This window comes from Bacteroides sp. AM37-9 (genome assembly GCF_003603455.1).
GTDB classification, from domain to species: domain Bacteria; phylum Bacteroidota; class Bacteroidia; order Bacteroidales; family Bacteroidaceae; genus Bacteroides; species Bacteroides xylanisolvens.
The window spans coordinates 105,425-127,867 of sequence record NZ_QTNF01000003.1 but is presented as its reverse complement, the minus strand read 5'-3'; the positions used below and the strand labels follow the sequence as shown (position 1 = coordinate 127,867).

Annotated in this window: 13 protein-coding genes and 1 pseudogene; 7 read left to right on the top strand and 7 right to left on the bottom strand. The window is 40.5% G+C overall.

Going from position 1 to position 22,443, the window contains the following annotated elements; all coding sequences use genetic code 11:
• Positions 1 to 74: 74 nt before the first annotated feature.
• From DW862_RS03145 to DW862_RS26255, 3 genes and pseudogenes are all read left to right on the top strand, one after another.
• Entirely contained in the window at positions 75 to 347 is a 273-nt protein-coding gene (locus DW862_RS03145) for an HU family DNA-binding protein (protein WP_004296482.1), read from the top strand.
• An 83-nt stretch (positions 348 to 430) separates the two neighbouring features.
• A complete protein-coding gene (gene argS / locus DW862_RS03140) occupies positions 431 to 2,248 on the top strand; it encodes an arginine--tRNA ligase (protein WP_120067287.1) in 1,818 nt (605 codons plus the stop codon).
• A 61-nt stretch (positions 2,249 to 2,309) separates the two neighbouring features.
• Positions 2,310 to 2,573 (top strand): annotated as a pseudogene (locus DW862_RS26255) (low temperature requirement protein A); the annotation flags it as partial.
• 202 nt (positions 2,574 to 2,775) lie between these two features.
• Here DW862_RS26255 and DW862_RS03130 read toward each other — a convergent pair.
• Both DW862_RS03130 and topA read right to left on the bottom strand, forming a co-directional pair.
• On the bottom strand, positions 2,776 to 4,785 hold the full coding sequence (locus tag DW862_RS03130) for an LruC domain-containing protein (protein WP_120067286.1): 2,010 nt from the start codon (positions 4,783 to 4,785) through the stop codon (positions 2,776 to 2,778).
• A 79-nt stretch (positions 4,786 to 4,864) separates the two neighbouring features.
• Complete coding sequence (gene topA / locus DW862_RS03125; RefSeq protein WP_120067285.1) at positions 4,865 to 7,210, bottom strand: type I DNA topoisomerase; 2,346 nt, start codon at positions 7,208 to 7,210, stop codon at positions 4,865 to 4,867.
• 339 nt (positions 7,211 to 7,549) lie between these two features.
• Between topA and DW862_RS03120 the strand changes: the two genes are divergently transcribed.
• Together DW862_RS03120 and DW862_RS03115 are read left to right on the top strand one after the other, a co-directional pair.
• The gene (locus DW862_RS03120) at positions 7,550 to 8,155 is read left to right on the top strand and encodes a DsbA family protein (protein WP_004323869.1); all 606 of its coding nucleotides are present in this window, start codon (positions 7,550 to 7,552) and stop codon (positions 8,153 to 8,155) included.
• Between the two features lie 58 nt (positions 8,156 to 8,213).
• The gene (locus DW862_RS03115) at positions 8,214 to 9,137 is read left to right on the top strand and encodes an Rpn family recombination-promoting nuclease/putative transposase (RefSeq protein WP_120067284.1); all 924 of its coding nucleotides are present in this window, start codon (positions 8,214 to 8,216) and stop codon (positions 9,135 to 9,137) included.
• 97 nt (positions 9,138 to 9,234) lie between these two features.
• Here the strand turns inward: DW862_RS03115 and DW862_RS03110 are convergent, their stop codons facing one another.
• The 3 genes from DW862_RS03110 to DW862_RS03100 all read right to left on the bottom strand — a co-directional run bounded on the left by DW862_RS03110 (position 9,235) and on the right by DW862_RS03100 (position 14,648).
• A complete protein-coding gene (locus DW862_RS03110) occupies positions 9,235 to 10,956 on the bottom strand; it encodes a TonB-dependent receptor (protein ID WP_120067283.1) in 1,722 nt (573 codons plus the stop codon).
• A 20-nt stretch (positions 10,957 to 10,976) separates the two neighbouring features.
• The gene (locus DW862_RS03105) at positions 10,977 to 13,994 is read right to left on the bottom strand and encodes a tetratricopeptide repeat protein (RefSeq protein ID WP_120067282.1); all 3,018 of its coding nucleotides are present in this window, start codon (positions 13,992 to 13,994) and stop codon (positions 10,977 to 10,979) included.
• A gap of 132 nt (positions 13,995 to 14,126) precedes the next feature.
• Positions 14,127 to 14,648, bottom strand: coding sequence for an NUDIX domain-containing protein (locus DW862_RS03100; protein WP_120067281.1), 522 nt, complete (start codon positions 14,646 to 14,648; stop codon positions 14,127 to 14,129).
• A gap of 212 nt (positions 14,649 to 14,860) precedes the next feature.
• On the opposite strand from DW862_RS03100, the gene ahpC reads away from it, so the two are divergent.
• Both ahpC and ahpF read left to right on the top strand, forming a co-directional pair.
• Positions 14,861 to 15,427, top strand: coding sequence for an alkyl hydroperoxide reductase subunit C (ahpC, locus tag DW862_RS03095; protein WP_004307892.1), 567 nt, complete (start codon positions 14,861 to 14,863; stop codon positions 15,425 to 15,427).
• 85 nt (positions 15,428 to 15,512) lie between these two features.
• The gene (ahpF, locus tag DW862_RS03090; RefSeq protein WP_120067280.1) at positions 15,513 to 17,063 is read left to right on the top strand and encodes an alkyl hydroperoxide reductase subunit F; all 1,551 of its coding nucleotides are present in this window, start codon (positions 15,513 to 15,515) and stop codon (positions 17,061 to 17,063) included.
• 250 nt (positions 17,064 to 17,313) lie between these two features.
• Here the strand turns inward: ahpF and DW862_RS03085 are convergent, their stop codons facing one another.
• Positions 17,314 to 18,021, bottom strand: a complete 708-nt coding sequence (locus DW862_RS03085; RefSeq protein WP_049701303.1) for a hypothetical protein — start codon at positions 18,019 to 18,021, stop codon at positions 17,314 to 17,316.
• A gap of 187 nt (positions 18,022 to 18,208) precedes the next feature.
• Entirely contained in the window at positions 18,209 to 22,156 is a 3,948-nt protein-coding gene (locus DW862_RS03080) for a two-component regulator propeller domain-containing protein (RefSeq protein WP_120067279.1), read from the bottom strand.
• Positions 22,157 to 22,443: the final 287 nt, after the last annotated feature.

Here is a 22,443-nt window from a genome sequence, read left to right as displayed (position 1 = left end):
TATATTTGTGGAATCAATCCATTGTGGGATAATCTTTTGTGTAACAAATATATTAATTAATCATTTTACGTATTATGAATAAGTCTGATCTTATTAGTGCAATGGCTGCTGAAGCTCAAATGAGCAAAGCCGATGCAAAAAAAGCACTTGATGCTTTCATCACTTCAGTTACTAATGCTATGAAAGCTGGTGACAAAGTATCTCTCGTAGGTTTTGGTACTTTCTCTGTAAGCGAAAGAGCTGAAAGAACTGGTATTAACCCTTCTACAAAGGCAACTATTACTATTCCTGCTAAGAAAGTAGCTAAATTTAAAGCTGGTGCTGAATTATCTGCAGCTGTTGAATAAGATAGATAGTTGAAAGAAATTAGGAGAGGAGACGCGATGCGTCTCCTTTTTTTGTATCTTTGCGCGCAAGAAATAACTTGATTATGAAGATAGAAGATAAACTTGTAGCGTCCGTTATCAGCGGACTGAAAGCACTCTACGGTCAGGAAGTCCCTGAAAAGATGGTGCAAATGCAAAAAACAAAGAAAGAATTTGAAGGACATTTGACACTGGTCGTGTTCCCTTTTCTGAAGATGTCGAGAAAAGGACCGGAACAGACGGCACAGGAGATCGGTGAATATCTGAAAGCCAATGAACCGGCTGTAGCTGCCTTTAATGTGATAAAAGGTTTCCTGAACCTGACTATCGCATCGGCTACCTGGATTGAACTGCTCAATGAGATTCAGGCTGACGAGCAATATGGTCTGGTAAAAGCTACCGAAACTTCTCCGTTGGTAATGATCGAGTATTCTTCTCCGAATACAAATAAACCGCTTCACTTGGGACACGTGCGTAACAACCTTTTAGGTAACGCATTGGCTAACATTGTAGCTGCCAACGGCAACAAGGTAGTAAAGACTAATATCGTAAACGACCGTGGTATCCATATCTGTAAATCCATGCTGGCATGGAAGAAATATGGAAATGGCGAAACTCCAGAGACTTCCGGAAAGAAAGGCGACCATCTGGTAGGCGATTATTATGTCTCTTTCGATAAACATTATAAAGCGGAACTGTCAGAACTGATGGCTGGATTTACAGCACAGGGAATGAGTGACGATGAGGCTAAGGCGAAAGCCGAGGCAGCATCTCCTTTGATGCAGGAAGCCCGTGAAATGTTGGTGAAGTGGGAAGCCGGCGATCCGGAAGTACGCGGATTGTGGGAAATGATGAACAACTGGGTATACGCCGGATTCGACGAAACCTATAAAAAGATGGGTGTCAGCTTCGACAAGATATATTATGAATCCAACACCTACCTCGAAGGAAAAGAGAAGGTGATGGAAGGACTGGAAAAAGGCTTTTTCTTCAAAAAAGAGGATGGTTCCGTATGGGCTGACCTGACTGCCGAAGGACTGGACCACAAATTACTCCTCCGTGGTGACGGTACTTCTGTCTATATGACACAGGATATAGGTACGGCTAAACTCCGTTTTGCAGATTATCCGATTGATAAAATGATTTATGTAGTGGGTAACGAGCAGAACTATCACTTCCAGGTACTTTCTATTTTGCTTGATAAGCTTGGTTTCGAATGGGGTAAGAGTCTCGTACACTTCTCTTACGGAATGGTAGAGTTGCCGGAAGGTAAGATGAAGTCCCGTGAAGGTACTGTGGTGGACGCTGACGACTTGATGGAAGAAATGATTTCCACTGCTAAAGAAACTTCACAAGAGCTCGGAAAACTGGATGGTTTGACACAGGAAGAAGCGGATGATATTGCCCGTATCGTTGGTCTGGGAGCTTTGAAATATTTCATCCTGAAAGTGGACGCCCGTAAGAACATGACGTTCAACCCGAAAGAATCTATCGACTTCAACGGTAACACAGGACCATTTATCCAATATACTTATGCACGTATTCAGTCGGTGCTCCGGAAAGCGGCAGAATCGGGTATTGTCATTCCTGAACAGATTCCGGCTGGCATTGAATTGAGCGAAAAAGAAGAAGGCTTGATTCAGATGGTGGCTGACTTTGCGGCTGTTGTAAAACAAGCCGGTGAAGATTATAGCCCGTCTATTATCGCTAATTATACCTATGATTTAGTGAAAGAATACAATCAATTCTATCACGACTTCAGCATTTTGCGTGAAGAGAATGAGGCGGTGAAAGTATTCCGTATCGCTCTGTCTGCTAATGTAGCCAAAGTTGTTCGTTTGGGAATGAACTTGCTGGGTATTGAGGTTCCTTCCAGAATGTAAGACTTTCTCTGAACAAAATATACTTCTGCGGGGTTTCTTTTATATATAAAAGGAATCCCGTATGTTTTATTCCCCCCATCCCTTACTTCGGAAGAGAGAAACGGAAACTGCTACTGTCTCTTATTCCGAACTGCTGTTTGACCTGATCTATGTTTTCTCGGTCACGCAGCTTTCACATTATTTGCTCCATAATCTTACTTGGGCAGGATTATTGAAAGAAACCATCTTGTGGTTTGCTGTCTAGATGTTGTGGTAACACACCATTTGGGTGACTAACCGGTTTAATTCGGATACCAGGCCGATTCGTATTCTTCTTTTTATCGCATATTATTGCTGTGGTTGCTTTAGCTTTACTGCTTTCCTGGCCTTATCACATTTCTTTATTGACAATGAATATCCTAGTGACATCTGTTTTTATATTTGTGATTGTGTTTGATATGTTATTTCCTGATAAAGGTTTTAAGATCAAATGAAAAAGCCAGACTAAGTTTAATCCTAGTCTGACTTTTCATTATTGTTGATGACTGTTATTTTTTAGGGTATTTGTACCAGTCTTTGGCTTGTGCCCCATTAGATTTAACCCATGTTGCAAATTTCGGATATGATTCGTCTATCCTTACGCCTTCTTCAGGGATAGGGAATTCGCTAATTGGCATATTGAGAGCAAATGGCATTAAGTCTATCGAAACATAATATAATCCCTCGTCAGGTCTGGAAACATCTTTGCCAGTGCCTAATAGTGATGGATTGGCTTTATCTGTAGGGGGATATTTTACCAAATGCACTTCTCTACCTCTGGTTTTATCTGACTCTACGAAAATAAACGGATTATAAGGTGGTAATACGTTTTTTGAGCTTACATCATTCACTTGAATTGTTACAGTATACTTTTTGTCTGCTTCTTCTTTTCCGTCAAAAATCCTCATGTTATCAAATAATAAAATTGTAGGATGAGATTGGCCGGTCTCTGTTTTCCCAGGCATATATTGAGATTTGGAGGCATAAGAAGGCCCTTCAATAGAAACGTCACTAATATCGCTGTTAGCGATGTTATGTAATTGATAGCCAAAGCCGTTTATCAAATAACCTCCTCGGTGAAACGGAGTAAATTCATCAACAATTTTGTATACTCGATTTGTCAGTATGGATTTATATACTTTACTCTTATATCGTATCATGACATCATTCATGTCATAATCTCCCTGTTCCGGCCATAAGTCCTCGAATGTCAATATTCCGGAGTAAGTGGTGTAGTTGTCTTCATCAGTTGGAACTTCAGGATCTTCGGGCAAAGGAGGAACTACTTCTTCATCAATCGCATTTTTTTCGGAAGTATGGATATAGAAAATGGCATCGCAATAATCTAAGTCTATATTATCCTCAAATCCTATTGCTACAATTTGATTGGATTCTGTATCTCGCAGTGATACGGTTCTTTGTCTCTTTATGCCATCACTTCCCGCTTTGTTCAAAATGGTAGTAGAGTATCGGGTTCCCATGCCTTGAACAAGGTCACCTTGAACGTATTCATCTAAAGGCTTGCTTCTGAATCCCATGCCTTGCAGACACCAACCAATAGTGATCCCAGCAGGAAATTTTTCTTCAAATTTACCTTCTTTTTCGTTCCAGTATTTCAATTTAACTTCATCGCCACAAACTAAAGCACCTACTCCGGCTGTTTTATAAACAGGAGAAGCATTTGGAAATGCCAGTACCTTTTGGATATTTTCCAGAGTTGGTGTTTCGCCAGTAGGATAAGTGTAATATCCCACAGTGTTGTACCAAGCGGCAGTACTATTGACAAATACAAGACTTACTTCGGTTTCTTTAGTGATAGGGATGTCTGATATCATTTTTCCGTTAAAGAATTCGGGATAGTTGTCACGAATGCTTTTCCCGTCCGTTTTTCTAAAAACGTTTTTTATATTATAAAGTACGCTGGCAGGCGGAATGTTTTTTTCTGCAGATAAGTTATTGGGACGTCCGTTGTCGTTCCAGTCTACATTGGGTAGAAGCATCCAGTCATCCTGATATTGATGCTGATTGGTTGTCACTCCTCTGCTGACGGGTGTTGATGCTTTTGCGAGTAGAGATTGAATATACTCATTTTGGTTGAAAGAAATACGGTGGCCTTCGCCAATTGTGAGTTTTACAGGCGATGCTGCACCTAAATAGTCGGATGATAACCATACTTCTGAAATATCTGCCCGTATAGTTATTCCATCTTCATTGAACGTTCCCTTTTTGCTGGTGGCGGCACGGTAGAAAGGTTCTATGTCTTTTTTCTTCCAGCTACCATCTTTATCATTTACTTCAATCGGGTCTTGATCATAAATTTCAAAAAGAACCACATAATCTTCCTTGAAGCCATAGTCAATGTCTATAGCCAGATTCTGGTTCATGTTGAAATCAAAAAAGCTTTCTTTGGGAAGTTTTTCCGGCTCTTGAAATAAATCACGCTGGTCGTCTACACAACCACATATTAATGGGGCACAAAATAGACCCATTAATGTTTTTACAAATATTGTTTGTCTCATAAGTTTTTGAAAATAAGTAAAATAAATGGCAAATATATAAAAAGATTTATATATCTGCCATCATTCTTATTTTATTTTCTTACTTCTTTTTCGAAAACTTCTTTTTTGGTGCTGGATTCGCTCCTTTTTCGTCTTGAAGCTTGATTAAGTCGAGACAACTTTTCAGCGTTAAATCCTGTGGGACAATATCTTTGGGGATTTTATAATTGGAACCTTTATAGGTAATATAAGGTCCATAGCGTCCGTTCAAAATCTCGAGTTCCGGTTCCTCTTCAAACTTCTTGATGTGGCGTTCCACTTCTTTCTGGCGTTTGTCTAAAATGAGTTGTTCCGCCTCTTCTAAAGTAACTTCCATCGGGTCGAGTCCTTTAGGGAGCGATACATATACCTTATTATGCAGGATATACGGACCGAAACGGCCTACACCGACACTGACTGTCTTTCCTTCATATTCGCCCAATGTACGAGGTAATTTGAATAATTCCAGTGCTTCTTCCAATGTAATGGTTTCCATGGATTGACCCTTCTTCATTTGTGCAAAGCGTGGCTTTTCTTCATCTTCTACAGTACCAATCTGTACAACAGGACCGAAACGGCCAATCTTAACGGAAATGGGTTTTCCTGTCTCCGGGTCTTCTCCCAGGATGCGTTCGCCTACTTTATGTTCCGTCTTGATAGCCAACGTGCTTTCTACAGACGGGTGGAACTTATCATAGAAATTCTTCATGATAGAAGTCCACTTTACTTCTCCTTCTGCAATTTCGTCAAATTCCTTTTCTACGCTGGCGGTAAAGTTGAAATCCAGAATGTCCGGGAAATATTCGGTAAGGAAATCATTTACCACAGTGCCAATATCCGTTGGTAGTAATTTAGCCTTTTCTGCGCCGGTAATTTCAGTATGACTTTCGTCTTTAATCTGATGATCCTTTAATGTCATGACATTAAACTGACGTTCTTCACCGTCTTTATTGCCCTTCTCCACATATTCACGTTGTTGGATGGTAGAGATGGTAGGCGCATACGTAGATGGGCGTCCGATGCCCAGTTCTTCCAACTTGCGTACAAGACTTGCTTCCGTGTAGCGTGGAGGGCGTTGAGTGAAACGTTCGGTTGCGATGATAGGGCCATGTTCCAACTTCTGGCCTTTCTTCAAAGGAGGAAGCAGGTGGCTTTCATCTTCCTGTTCGTTGTCGTCATCATAAGACTCACGGTACACACGCAGGAAACCGTCGAACTTAATCACCTCGCCGATAGCTGTAAATACGTCGCTGCTGCCACTTATCGTTATGGTAGCAGTTGTCTTTTCCAGTTCCGCATCTGCCATTTGTGAAGCAATGGTGCGTTTCCAGATCAAGTCATACAGTTTCTTCTCTTGCGCTGTTCCTTCAACGGATTGGTTCTCTATATAAGTAGGGCGGATGGCCTCGTGAGCTTCTTGTGCACCCTTGGTCTTGGTCTCGAAATGGCGGGGATGTACGTAGCGGTCGCCCATCATTTTGATGATAGCGTCTTTACTGCCAGCCGTTGCAAATTCCGAGAGGTTGACAGAGTCCGTACGCATGTAAGTGATGAATCCCGATTCGTATAAACGCTGCGCGAGCATCATGGTCTGCGCTACGGTATATCCCAATTTGCGTGCGGCTTCCTGTTGTAAAGTAGACGTAGTGAACGGAGCAGGAGGCGTTTTCTTGATCGGGCGGGTGGTAATATCATCGATTGTAAAGCTCGCTCCCTGACAAGCGTCGAGGAAAGCCTTTGCTTCTTTTTTTGTTTTGATACGGCGAGCTAGTTCGGCTTTCATTTCCACCAGCTTTCCATCCGCGTCCGGGACGAGGAATACGGCAGTGACGCGATAAGCAGCTTCCGTTTTGAAGGCATGTATTTCACGTTCACGTTCAACGATCAGACGGACGGCAACAGACTGAACACGTCCGGCAGAGAGTGCCGGTTTCACTTTTCTCCAAAGTACGGGAGAGAGTTCGAAACCTACGATACGGTCCAGAATCCGTCGTGCTTGCTGTGCATTTACGAGGTTGAGGTCAATGTCGCGTGGTTGTTCAATAGCTTTTAAGATAGCGCTCTTCGTAATTTCATGAAATACGATTCGTTTTGTGTTTTCCGGTTTTAGTTTTAAGACCTCATACAGATGCCAGGCAATCGCCTCTCCCTCGCGGTCCTCATCGGATGCGAGCCATACGGTTTCTGCCTCTTTAGCTTCTGTCTTTAGTGTGCTAACCAGCGCCTTTTTGTCTGCCGGGATTTCGTAGCTGGGTTCAAAATCATTATTTACGTCGATACTGAAATCTTTTTTCTTCAGATCGCGTATGTGTCCGTAACTAGAAAGGACTTTGAAATCTTTCCCCAGAAACTTTTCAATCGTTTTTGCTTTTGCCGGAGACTCGACAATGACAAGGTTTTTCTGCATAATTCTTTCTTTTATAATGGCTTGTACCACAATATTCGGGGACAAAAGTAAAAAAAAAGATTCTCCCTACCTTATATTATAAGGAGAATTTAATAAAATCTTAAGATTTACATTTTATTACAGGAAATAAAATATCAATTGGTATAGGTTAGTTTCTCTATATTCTACGTACATTTGTCTCATTAGTAAGTTAGTTTTCGTTTGACAGTTGTCAAACGAACGCCTGACAACTGTTGAGCTATCGCTTGACAACTGTCAAACGGAAATTGAATAGTAAATTGAATAAATAATATATTGGAAGAGAGAAATTAATCTTTTCCAATGAAAAACTAATAAGTAATGAGTGTTAATTATGATCTTTATGAGACTCCCAACCCTGATAAGAGTGGAGAAGAACTACCACTGCATGCACGTGTCGTTTTGAAAGGCAGTTATACAGCCGAAGAATTTGTAGAACAAGTGACTGCATTTCAGCATATGCCTCATGCGCAAGTGGTAGGTGTCATAGAAGCTATCTCGAAAGAACTAAGACATTTGCTTTTGAAGGGATTTTCCGTTGAATTGGGTGATATTGGTTATTTTACTCTTTCTTTGAATGTGAACAAAGAAGTGACTGATTCAAAAGACTTGCGTTCACCGTCAGTATCTCTTAAAGATATTAATTTGAGAATCAACCGTCAGTTTAAGAAGGATATTGAGACTGAATTGGTATTACAACGTTATCATTCGCCTTTTCGTGTGAAGAATCCATTAGCAGAAGAAAAATGCTTGCAGCGATTAAATAAATTCTTGGAAAAGAATCCGTGTATTAATCGGCAGGATTATGCCTTACTTGTTGGAAAGACAAAAACACAGGCATTGCAGGATATTAATGCATTTATTGAAAAAGGGATTTTAAAAAAGTATGGAGCGGGACGATCGGTAGTCTATATAAAGGTAGGATGAGTCATTTTATCGGATATATATACTTGATATTAAACATTTTCTGCTTACCTTTGTTTGCATGAAAAAAGAAAATGGGAAAGGAGACGAACCTATGGCCAGTAATTATATTCGTTTCGATTGGGCTATGAAACGCTTATTGCGTAATAAAGCCAATTTTGCAGTTCTTGAAGGCTTTCTGACTACTCTTCTCAATGAAAAGATTGTCATTCAGAAATTATTGGAAAGTGAAGGAAATCAAGAAGATGAGTTTGATAAGTATAATCGTGTTGATATGCTTGCGGAGAACTCTAAAGGAGAACTTATTCTGATTGAAGTTCAGAATAATAATGAGTATGCTTATTTCCAACGTATGTTGTTTGGTACTTCTAAATTGGTGACCGAGTACATCAATCGTGGAGAAGGTTATGATAAAGTACGTAAAGTGTATAGCGTCAATATTGTCTATTTTTCATTAGGCAATGGAAAGGATATAGTATATCATGGTAAAACGGAGTTTAGAGGGATTCATCAGAATGATGTGCTGGAGTTGACTCCATTTCAGAAACAGACGTTTAAGGTCGATGCTGTCAGTCAGCTTTATCCTGAATATTATATATTAAAGGTGAATGACTTTAATCAGGTTGCCAAGAGTCCGTTGGAAGAATGGATTTGTTATCTGAATACAGGTGATATACCAGATAGTGCTACTGCTCCCGGTTTGACGGAGGCCCGTGAACGATTGAAACTCGATAAAATGACGAAAACTGAACTTGAAGCATATTATCGTCATTTGGATAATATTGTAATATTGAAAGATAATATATTGACAGAACGTGCAGAGGGGCGCGCGGAAGGTCGCGCAGCAGGGCGTGTAGAAGGTCGTGCAGAAGGACGTGCGGAAGAAAAAAGAGAAACAGCACGTAATATGAAGGCTTTGAATATTCCTATTAATACTATTTCACAGATAACAGGTCTGTCGGCAGAAGAAATACAAGGTTTGTAAATCTATTACGGATTTGTAGTGAAGACAACAAAATAATTGAAGTTTAAGTTTTTGAGAAGGGGCGTTATCCGGAAATGGAAACGCCCCTTTCATTAATTTAGAATCGGAAACTCAATCCTCCTAAGAAATTGAATCCTTCCGTAGGATAACCTAAATAATATTGATATTTCTTGTTCAGCAGGTTATGTACTTGCGCATAAACAGATACTCCTTTGAATACATTATAGCTGGCTCCGATATGCAAATCATTAATTGCGGTCATTTTTGCATACTCTTTCACTTCTTTCCGGTTGATGTAATCATAACCTAGATTTATGTTAAGAGCAGAGATCGGATGAATACGTACATTGAAAGACATTTCACTGACTGGTTTCACAGCCAACAGATATTCCTCTGTTTTGCTGTCCCAATTACGGTAAGTATATTTAGCTGATATTCCAAGGATATCTTTGTAATCGTAACTGATTTCACCTCCAAGGTAAAGATTGTCTGTATTGTCTTGAGCAAAAGAAAGATAAGAACCTGAATGAATATTACTTGGGTCAAAACCTAAATAAGATAAGTCGTTCTTTAGATTCTGATAACCACCGAACACGTTGAACCAAAGTCCCGGATAAGGGCTTGCTTTGAATCCGATACTACCGTTGATTTGCTCGTAAGTATCATAAGGACGTTGTACGTATCCCAAAGTGGCAGTGGTATTTGCCTCCGGCAGTTCACCGTAAGGACAGATACTTTCTAATCTGCGGAAATCATTCAATTGCTTACCGCCGGTTGCTTTTGCATAAACAATGTAGCTATCAGAAAAAATATACTGTGCAGTGATATCGGGTGAAATACGGAAAGACTTATCAAATCCGAAAGATAAATCTACATTGGCTCCGATATGCAATTTCCAGTCATCATTATCCAGTTCGTAATATGGATTTAAAAGAAGCGTTGTGTAGTTTTTGAAGTATTTATCTCCGGTGGAAACATTCTTTGTATATCCGTTGTAGAGAAGATTGTTCATTTCCAAAGCGATAGTTATTAATTGTTGGTCGCCGATAGCTCCCGTGACATCGCCTTTAGTGCGTATGATTGTTTCCTTGATACCTGTATTGGCTTCAGATTCATTGAACATGTTGTGCTGACGTTCATACATCAACAGATTTGTTTCTGCGTTGAAACGCAGTGGTGCAGTCTCATCAGTGAAATGAATGCCCGCATGGAAGTCACCGGATGTGAATTTCTGCTTGCTGTTTACGCTTTCCGGTTGGAAGTTGAAGTTGCTCAATCTGAAATTTCCGGCAATATTTAAATCCAACTTATCAAATTGATGCGTGTAATCCACATTAGCGCGTGTGCGATAATAAAATGCATTCCATTTTTCGGAGTCTGTGAAAGGAAGCGTTAGTTTACCATCCATTCCATCCATTTGGAAACGTACATTCAATTTGTCTTTCTGCGACAGACGGAATAGATAATTGGCAAGAATATCCAAATTGCCATAATTACCATATCCGGCACGTACATATCCCGGGGTAGTGCCGGGTTGAACTTCTTTTCCGGTATAGGGGCGCATCAGGCCTGCCGGAACGGAAGTAGCCGGAAAGAATGTTGTAGCATACTCTACTTCTTTCTTGCTCACTGTCGGTTCTTCTACTTTAGGCAGGACGTTTACTTTCGAAGCGTCCATAATGTCCGGGTTATATTCTTGTTCCACAACGACCGTGCGGGTCATTGTTGTATCCTTCGGTTGGGTGGTTTGGGCTTGAAGGCAGGATGGCATTGAGATTGCCAATGCGAGTCCTCCTATTATATAATGAGATCGTTTCATACTTTTCTATTTTTTTATTCTCAATTCTCAACTTTCAATTTACTAAGTCTGCTTTCAATCATGCTTTCAATATCGTCATTCCCTTGATAATTTTGTTGCAGACTTAGCAGATATTGGCGTGCGTCCAGGTCTTTACCCGTAGCATGATAGACGTCGGATAGAAGGATAAAACTGCGCGCTAGCCAATAAGCATGTGGCGTACTCTGTTCTATATAGTTGAGCAACTCTTTCTCTGCAGCGGCATATTCTTTTGCGTCGTAGAGGGATTGTGCAACCTGATATTTAGCTTCGGCACCGTAAGAGTTACGTGTGTCTTTGGCCAGTTCACGATAGTCTTCCATTGCTTTCTTGTCAGCCTTTTGCTTGGTGTAGGCTTTAGCACGGTAATAAAGAGCTTCATTTCTTAGCTCCGGACTAAGTTTGGCTTCTGCAAGCAGGTCGGTAGCTGCATGGATGGTTTCTATGTCATCTCGCAATAGGAAGGCGCAACGCAGAATACCCGTTTCAGCAAGTTGGCGGCGCTCTACGTTGGTTGCTTTTTCTTTCAGCATTTTGTAGCTAGCTAATGCTTCAGCCATATTTTGCTGGTTGAATTGCACTTCAGCACGCAAGATCAATGCTTCTTCTGCAAACGGATTGTTTGGATATTCCAACAACTTACCGGAATGGAGAAGAATCATATCATAATTCTTCTGCTCGTTTCCGATCAGGCAGAGATAATAATGTGCGTTCAGGCTGAAAGCTCCTTCCGGGAAAGTTTGCAGGTATTTGTTGAGGCTTGTTTTGGCTTCTTCCATTCTGCCTCGTGCATAAATCTTTTCTGCGGCGGCATACGTAAGCGAGTCTTGTTCGTTAGCATCGAAACGGATGTGTCCCGGCATGGCATTTGCTAAAGCAGCAAATTCGTCGATACGGTTGAGGTCTACATAAATAGATTTCAAATCACGCATGGCAAGGCGTGCTTCTTCACTGCCCGGATATTTTTCGATAACCTGCTTGTAGGCTTCGATTGCTTGGTTATAATCTCCTTTTTGGTAATATAATAATCCGATTTCGGCGGCAGCTTTCCTGCTGACCGGACTTTCAGGATATTTAGTAAGCAATTCTTTGAAAGAAGTAATGGCTTGGTTGTTGTTATCCATGAGAACATAGGAACGCCCTTTCTCGTAAATAGCGTTTACGGCATAAGGAGAAGCAGGGTACTTTCCTACCAGACGGTTCAGCAAGGTAATCTTACCGGTATAGTCTTTCTGTAGACCGGATACAAGAGCCAGCTGATAGAAAGAATAGTCTCCGGAAGAAGTATTCATCTGTTCGGCTTGCGAATAATACTGTTTGGCTTCTTCAAAGTTACGTACATGCAGGTGGCAGTCACCAATACGATTGTATGCATCGGCAAGTGCGGTTGCATTTTCACCTTTCTCCAGTTGAATGTATTTTTGGAAGTAATTGTTTGCTTGCATATAGTCTTTTCGGTGGAAAGCGATATACCCTAAGTTATAATTGGCAAGCGCATACATTTCGTTATTGGGTTGGGTGGTGAGTTGCAGATAAGCATTAAAATCACGTGCGGCTTCTACCATTCGGTTTAAACGGTAATAGGATTCTCCACACCAATAGTAAGCGTCTGCCTTGGTTTGACGATTGTATTGTCCGATGGCAATGGATTGGTTTAGATATTTCAGAGCTTGTTCGAAGTCGGCGTTAGCGAAAGATTGAGTTCCCAATTGGAACAGTATCTTCTGTTTGGCTTCCAATATTTGTGCGCTTGGTTTGGCAATCCGGTCGATTGATTTCAAAGCTGCATCGTAGCTACGTGTATTCATGTAAACTTCTACTAGGTAGCTGCTGACTTTTTCAGCGTATGGAGAAGTCGGAAATTCATTCAGGAATTTCTCGAAGGCAGTAACTGATTCACCGAAAGCGGAGAAAGAAGTCTCGTGCAGGCAAAGAGCGTAATTGTAAGCTGCCTGTTCCTTGATTTGCATATTGGCATTGGAGGCGGCTGCTTGTTCAAAAGCCATGCGTGCTTTGTTTTTCTCTGCCAGTTGCAGATAAGAGAGTCCCATGTGGAGATATGCGTTTTGGGTAAGGGCATCGTTGTCAGTTGTCACCTTACCTAATGTTTCGGCTGCTTTGGAGTATACTTTTGTTTGGTAGTAGGAGAGTCCTAGCATGTAAAGGGCATCCCGGCGGGGAGCCGAGCGATCCTTATTCAAGTAATTGTTGAATGCTTCTACGGCTTGGTGATATTGTCCGAAATGGTAATAGGCATCTCCCAGAATACGGTACATTTCTGCAGCGTGCTCGTTGTTCGGGTAGGCTGACAGGTAGTTTTGTGCTACAATTTGTGCCTTATCATAGTTTTTGAGCTGCGTATAAATTTCGGCTATATAATAAGGAACGAGTGCTTTGTACTTCGAGTCGTCCTGTAAGGGAAGGAAACCTTTCAATGCTTCACTATAACGTTTTTGTGTATAGCGGATGTAGGAAAGATAGTAATCACAATCTTTGGCGTATTTGGGGCTGTTGGCACGTAAAGTTTCAAACCAGATGGCTGCTTCTCTTAGATTATCGGTTTTCAGATAACAGGTAGCCAGTTGGTAGGTGCAGTCGTCCCGTTCTTCATTGCCTAACAAATCAAGGTCGGCAGAGTTGAAGAGTGCCAGTGCTTCATCATATTTTCCTTCGTAGAAATAGCAGGAGGCTAACAGCGCATAAATGCGGTTGGCATAAGGAGTGTCAGGATAACGGTCGAGATATTTGCGGAGGAGTTCGATGCGGTTTTTGTCTTTCAGTTCGTAAGCCGAACTGACTAGCATATACTCTGCGTCTTGAAGAAGGCTGGCTGCAGGCTTTTGTTTTACAAATGCTTTCAATGCCGGCAGAACAGCTGCATAATTTCTTTCCTGGAAAAGTTCTTTTCCTTCTTTATAAAGATTGTCAGTCGAAGTGAACTTGTCACCTGTCTGGGCAAATCCTATAATGGGCGTGCAGCAGATGGCAGCACAAATGAGTCTAGTAATTTCTTTTTTCATAATCGGGTGTTTATGCAAAAGTACTATATATCTTTCAATGACGTATTTTAATAGCTATTAATTTAAAGCTCATTAAAATATAAGACAGAATGAAAGGGGAAATGTTTCTGTAATTTGTTATATTTTAACGAATTATCTGCCGGATAAAAACTTTTTAAGTCCTCGGCGAATAGAATCCAGTCCAAAATCTTCCGGATTAATTTCGGAGAGAGGCAGGAAGAAAGAATCTGCTACATCATCCATTGCCGAAAAATGGCTCATGTCTTCTACGGTGCACAGAAAAAACATATCAAGTGTGTGTACAGGAAAACCTGAATAGACATAAATATTGGGAAGTGTAAACTGGTAAACTGCTTTTTTTACCTTCAACCCTGTTTCTTCCAGTACTTCACGGGTTACGCCTTCTTCACCTGTCTCGTTCATATCGATAAACCCTCCGGGAAGGTCGAGAGTTCCCTTTGCCGGCTCTTTAGCACGCTGGCAAACAAGCAATTCGTTTTTCTCATTTAAGATGAGTGCTACGGTGGCGGCGGAAGGGTTAAAGTAATAGACGAAGCCGCAATCTGTACATTTTTTGGACTTTTCGTTATTTACTTCGAAATGCGGAGAACCACATTCGGGGCAATATAGGAATTGAGCTAGAGGATGTTTCATAATCGTATATACTTCCAGTTTTTTTGTTTATGCACGCAAAGGTATAAAATGCTTTTATTAATTTCATCTATCACAGCATAGAAATATTCGATTGGACTTTTTTTGAAAAGGCGGGGTTTCTGCCTTTATCTTTGCATCAGAAACAAAAAACAAAAGATTGTTTCTGATGTTATAAGTCAAACCAATTAATAACAATAAAAGCAATAAAGATTATGGAACCAATTTTAAATTCTCAACTTCCTGAATTCAGCGTTCAGGCTTTTCACAACGGAGCTTTCAAGACTGTAACCAACAATGACCTGAAAGGTAAATGGGCGATTCTTTTCTTTTATCCTGCTGACTTTACTTTCGTATGTCCTACTGAATTGGTGGATATGGCTGAAAAGTACGATCAGTTCAAGGCGATGGGTGTAGAAATCTATTCGGTAAGTACTGACTCTCATTTCGTGCACAAAGCTTGGCATGATGCTTCTGAAAGCATTCGCAAGATTCAATACCCGATGTTGGCAGACCCGACTGGCGCTTTGAGCCGTGCACTGGGTGTATATATCGAAGAAGAAGGTATGGCTTATCGCGGTACATTCGTTGTCAATCCGGAAGGAAAGATTAAAGTGGTGGAACTGAATGATAACAATATTGGCCGTGATGCAAGTGAATTGCTTCGTAAAGTGGAAGCTGCACAGTTTGTAGCCAGCCATGACGGAGAAGTTTGCCCGGCTAAATGGAAGAAGGGTGAGTCTACCTTGAAACCAAGCATCGACCTGGTAGGTAAGATTTGATAGATCTTGATAATGGTGATTATGGGAGGCCGGTAACGGGAGACGCTGCCGGCCTTTCTTTTAAAAAAATGAAAGGAAAAAAGGTATGTTAGAATCTGCATTAAAAGAACAACTAAAGGGTATTTTTGCTGGGCTGGAGGCAAATTTTACTTTTGATATATCCGTATCATCCAGCCACGAAAACAAAACAGAATTATTGGAGCTGCTGGGAGATGTAGCGGATTGTTCCGATCATATCACTTGCTCGGTGAATGAGGGAGAAGCATTGAAGTTTACTTTATTAAGGAATGGTGATCGTACCGGAATCACATTCCGGGGTATTCCTAACGGACATGAGTTCACGTCATTGCTTTTGGCTATCCTGAATCTGGACGGCAAAGGAAAGAACTTTCCTGATGAGGCTGTTTGCAACCGTGTGAAAGCACTGAAAGGTCCGATACATCTGACCACTTATGTTTCGTTGACTTGTACGAACTGTCCTGACGTAGTGCAGGCTCTGAATGCAATGGTCACTTTGAATCCTGCTATTACTCATGAAATGGTAGACGGCGCGCTTTATCAGGACGAAGTAGATGCACTGAAGATACAAGGAGTACCCTCTGTTTTTGCAGATGGAAAATTACTTCATGTAGGCCGTGGTGAATTTGGCGAATTGCTTGCCAAGTTGGAAGAACAATATGGTATTGACGAAACCAAAGCGAATGCAGAGGTGAAAGAATATGATGTGATTGTAGCCGGTGGAGGACCTGCAGGAGTATCGGCAGCTATTTATTCTGCCCGTAAAGGACTCCGTGTAGCTATCGTGGCCGAGCGTATTGGCGGACAGGTGAAAGAAACGGTAGGTATTGAGAATCTAATTTCTGTTCCGGAAACGACAGGAAATGAACTTGCCGATAATCTGAAAACTCACTTGTTGCGTTATCCGGTGGATTTGCTGGAGCATCGTAAAGTAGAAAAAGTAGAAGTGATTGGAAAACAAAAGCAGATCACTACCTCTGTTGGGGAGAAATTCCTGGCTCCGGCACTGATTATTGCAACCGGTGCAAGCTGGCGTAAACTGAATGTTCCGGGAGAAGCGGAGTATATAGGTCGTGGTGTTGCTTTCTGCCCTCATTGTGATGGGCCGTTTTATAAGGGAAAGCATGTAGCAGTGGTAGGTGGAGGAAATTCCGGCATTGAGGCAGCCATTGACTTGGCTGGTATCTGCTCCAAAGTCACTGTTTTTGAATTTATGGATGAGTTGAAAGCAGACAGTGTACTTCAAGATCGACTTAAATCATTGCCGAACGTGGAAGTGTTTGTAAGTTCACAGACTACGGAAGTGATAGGAAATGGTGATAAACTGACTGCCCTGCGCATCAAAGATCGCAAAACGGAAGAAGAACGTTTGGTTGAGTTGGATGGTGTATTTGTACAAATCGGGCTTTCTGCGAATAGCAGTGTATTCCGCGACATAGTGGAAACCAACCGTCCGGGCGAAATCATGATTGATGCACATTGCCGTACGAATGTGACGGGTATCTATGCAGCCGGAGATGTTTCTACGGTTCCTTATAAGCAAATTATTATCTCTATGGGCGAAGGAGCGAAAGCTGCGCTTTCTGCATTTGACGATAGAGTGAGAGGGATTATCTGATTGATGTATTCAGATATAAAAAGCACATAAACAAAACATTAGCAAGAGGAGAAATGACTCCTCTAAAAAATACCCCCGTTACAGATTTGTAGCGAGGGCTATTTTATATTTAGAGAGCATGACCTTCATCAACTGCTCTATCCTGCGCATTGAGACAAATGTTCATGAATATCCGAGAAAGTGAAATGAACGTTGTTCTCATGGTATGTAATTGGGGGGATTTTAAGAAATGTGTGCTAAGTTCATTTATTTAGTCATGATATGTATATCTGACGAAATCAAACAATCCGGAATTTTCCTGCTGTGCCGGTTGGTCTCCAATAAATTTAAGATTCTCTACACTGCAAAAAATATGGAATGCAATGTCTTTCCCAAATTCCAGTTGAAGTTCATGTTTGGGCTCGTTGTCTATTAACCAGGTGATGTAATAGTTCCCGTTTTTTAATGTCAGATCAATTTCGAACAGATGCCATCCGGTCTTGATTACTACAGGAACGGAAGAAAAAGGATATGCCTGCGATGTCATATAAGCAATCATTTCGTCGGGAGTTGCATTTAACTCCTTGCGAACTGTATCTTTACCATATCCGACTTCAAAATCCAATTCATGTTGGTCGTCATGGTATATCCACGAACCCACGCTACATTGATCTCCTATTCCCATTTGCGGGATATGAGTACGCCAGGTATATCTTCCTGTTGTATAAATCCGTTCTACAGTGTGAACCTTTTTCCGATCCACCGAGTTAGCCCGTGTAAAGATCCGTAAGTAACCATTCTCTAATATGCATTGATTATCCGGGTTGTTATCCTGATGTCCGTATTTCCATCCATCCAGATTGTTGAAGTTCCATTCTTTGTTTGGCGGATTTTTAGTACTGATGTCATTGGTCTGTTGCTGTGCAAAGCAAAGGCCGCAAATGCATATTAGTAACAGAGTTAAATAGTAGTTTCTCATAATAATTGAATTTAAGTGTATTCGTTTTCTATCAATTGCTTGCTGCAAAAGTAGTCGAATGCTTTATTCTACTCATCAGATTTTAGTCATTTCAAATCATGAAACGTCCAAATCTGCACTGGAAATCCTAATCGCTCTGTTCCGGGGAGTATAATTTCTATATAAATGATAAACTAAAGTGCTGAATCTATTCTGATTGTTGTTGGGTGGAACCATGTTGTGCTCTGAATTGAGAAGGAGTCATTCCTTTCATTTCTTTAAATAACGTACTGAAATATCGTTGATAAGTGAAACCTACCTGCTCTGATATTTCAGTAATGCTCATGTCAGACTGAGTTAAAAGAATGATTGCTTTGTCGATTCTTCTACGATTGATATAATCGTTTGCTCCCATGCCGGTCAGTTCCTTGACCTTATTATATAAGGATGTCCGGCTCATAGCCATTTGGGCAGTCAGGAATTTTACGTCCAAATCTGGTTGAGACAGATTCTGATCGATCATTTCATTCAATTTGATCATAAATTGTTCATCCGCATTGCTGAAAGTAGCCTCTTGCGGAGACAGAATGAATTGATTGCCCCTGTATCTGGATTTAATATATTCACGATTTCTCATCTGGTTCTGGATCACGCTAAGGAGCATTTCCATTTCAAATGGTTTGGGCAAATAGGCATCGGCTCCTAATTTGTATCCTAACATCTGGCTTTCAGAATCGGCTCTGGCGGTAAGTAGAATAACAGGGATATGGCTAATATTCAGATTCTCTTTAATTTCCTTGCATAGCTGATAGCCATTCATTTGTGGCATCATTACATCACTTACTATAATGTCCGGTTGCTGTTGCTTAATAACTTCCAGCGCTACCAATCCATTTTCTGCCTGATAGATCTTCTTGAATTTATCCTTAAGAGCATTTTTTAAGAATTCTCTTAAGTCCTGTTTATCTTCTACAATCAACAGTGAGTATCCTTGTAGAGAGAAAGCCCCGGATTCTATTTTCTCTTCTTCCTCCGGAGAACTTAAAAGTTCGTTGAGGTAGGAATGTTGAGGACATGATACTTCTTGTTCTTGTAGATTAGCCGGTATTTCATAAAAGAATGTGGCCCCTCTGTCTTTATTATTGAAAGCGCCCATCCTACCTCCATGTAAGTCAATCAACATTTTAGCATAAGATAAACCGATACCACTTCCTCCCTCATTATGTTTGCCTTGGTAGAAACGGGTAAAGAGCTTCTTTATATCTACATTATCCAATCCGATTCCCTGGTCTTGTACGTGTACTTGTATACTTTCATTTGTACGGATGGTTTTTATAACAATACGAGTCTGATTAGGACTATATTTCAAAGCATTCATAATCAGATTGGAAAGAACAACTTTGCATTTAGTGTCATCATACGCGATAGATTGTATACTGTCGTCAAAGTCGTATGTAATTTCAATTTCTTTGGCTTTAGATGCAGTTTGAAATGTTTCTGCCACTTCCTGTATCCACTTGTGTAAAGGATGCGAAGAGATGTGTAGCACTTCCTGTCCTACCTCCATTTTGCGTGCATCAAGCACAATGTTGATAATATCTTTCATCTGATTTGCCTGTTTGAATGCCCCCTGTAGATATTCCGGTAGCTCGTCTTGCTTCACCTCTTTATTTAGAATTCGTTTCAGGGAAGCATAGATGAGTGTCAAAGGGGTACGTAGCTCATGGCTGATATTGATTAAGAAGCGTATTTTCTCTTCATATATCTTCTTCTCATGTTCCCGCATCTCACGTTTCAGCCGATTTTCTTTTTTTCTTATCAAACTAAAGAAGACCACTCCTGCCACTAGAAATGCAAAGAAAATGCATAGTATAATAAACCAGATAGATTTCCACCAAGGAGGTGAGACTATAATAGTTAAGATCTCTATCGGCTGGCTCCATTCACCGTTGGAGGTGTCGCAGGATACGCTGATGGTATATTCTCCTGATGCTAATGTACCCAATTCGAGTGTCTGGAGATAACTCTCGATCACCATTTTGTCTTTTCCTGTGATGACATACCGGAAAAGGTGTTTTCGGAAGGAGTTCTTTTCGTCAGCAATCACTTTAATGTTGAACGATGAATGATTCCAGGGAATCGAAATACAGTTATTATTAACCTGTTTCAGAGTTGATTTACCATTCAGTTTTACTTCAAGTAGCTTGAGAATAGGAGACGAATTGCTTTCGAAAATAATATCCGTATTAATGCGTACCAGTCCCATAGTACCTCCCATATACAGATTGGGAGTACGAAGAGCAGGAATAGGGGTAAATATCAATTCATTGGAAGGAACTCCATCGGATTCGTCCAGGATAACAAAACGTTTTTCGTTGATAATATACGCAAAGAACATGTTCTGCGCTCCTATCCAGACTTTTCCTTTTTTATCATAGGCAAGGCTGGATACACTGTTGAACAAGTTGGTATGTATTTTTTCTGTTTTTCCAGTCTGTTTATTATAGAAGAGCAGTCCGAAATTACTTCCTATCCAAAAGTTACCTTTATCATCCCGGCAGGCCGATGTGAAATCATCTCCCTCTTTCATATTGACTAATGAAGACAGTTCGTTGGTTTTGAAGTTTAGTTTAAACAGGTTATTGGTTCCCATTAGATACAGATGCGTATCGTCGGAATAAATTGCCTGCATAGCTATTTGGCGTTGAATGTCTATTTGGGGTGCGTAGAGAATAGATGTTTGCCGGGTATGCTTGTTGTAGATATAGACTTTTGCTCCTAATATGTAAATATTATCTTTTGTAGCATATAGATTTACCAAATCACCGGATGAAAATTCTCTTTTCGAAATAGAGTCATTGATAATGGGAAAAGGTTGCATCTGTGCGGTTCTCTTATTAAAGGTAAATACCCCTTTATTAAAACATGATAATAAGAGCTCATTTTCAGAAAAATTTGTGATAGAGGTAACTTTCTCCCCGTATGTAGTAGGGTAATGATGAAATGTATTCGTTTTTTGGTCAAATGAGTTGATACCTCCTCCGTCTGTTCCAATCCAGAGCAATGTATCCTTATCTTCAAAGATGCTAACCACGGTACGTTCGCTAATTCCATTGGGATTGTTCAGTGGAACATCTTTATAGGTTTTGATGAACACTTTCTTAATGGCGAATAATCCTCCGTGTATACTGCCTATCCATATATTGTCCATCTGATCTTTATAAAGCCGGTAGATAGAGTTATTCGGCAAGGATTGTTCATCATCGGAAATATGTTTAAGATGAGAGAATTTCATAGTCTGGAAGTCAAGTATGTTGATACCTCCTCCGTCAGTAGCTATCCAAAGTTGGTTGTCTTTTTCAAGAAAATCAAAAATGATATCGTTGTTGAGCCCGGAGTTTTTGGTGGATAAACTGAAAAGCCTTTTCCCCTCTTTCGAGTAACAGGCTATTCCTTTGCCATAGAATGATACCCAAAGCCGGTTTTGAGAGTCAACAAATATGGTGTTTATCTCGCGCTCTTTTACAAATGGACATCGATACATTTTCTTTTTTATCAAGTCGTACATCCAAAGCCCGTCTTTTTTACTGCTGGTTATCAGCACATCGGGACTCCACTGAAAGATGCGATTGATACATTTTAACTTGTCTCCATCGATGTCGGGGAAGATCGTCGTAATACTTTTATCCGTCAGATTGTATTGGTATAAAGTTTCTTCTCCTCCAAACAGGAAATTGTCACCTATTTGAAGATAAGACCAAGCGTTAAATGGCTTCCCGTTATATTTCAATGGCTGAAACTGATTTTCTGCTTTATTGTAGATGGCAATTCCTTTATTGGTAGAAACGTATAAATCGCCTAAACGATCCTCTGTAATAAAACGAATGAAATTGTCGGGCAATGAGTTGGGCTGCTCCCGGTCATGAAAATAACTTTTCAGTTCAGATTGGTCATAACTATTTAATCCCCATTTGGTACCTATCCATATGACTCCTTGATGATCTCTGTAAATGCACTGCACTCTTGATTGTGACAATCCCTGTTCCAAAGAAATTTGTCTGAAGTAGTAGTCTTGTTGTTCAGCCTTGGTAGAAAGAACAAAGAATAATATCCAGATTAGAAAAGAATACCTCTTTAGTACGTGTGCTTTTGACATAGTTATGTTCTTTTGATAGAGCAAATATAAAAGAAGTTATGAAACTGTACAATAGATTTCATCTTCTTTTGTCCACAAAGCTCATTAGATAGCTAGAAAGGATATCCAGAATACTCCTTTTGAACAGTAGCGGACTAATTATGGATGTTATTTGATCTCTATTTCCACGCTTTGCACCTATATTTGCATAGTTGACACTAAATACGGAATAGTATTAAACCTTAAAAAAAAGACTATTTACTATGAATACATCCTAAAACTGTAGAATGAAGAGGTGGCGGAGTAAT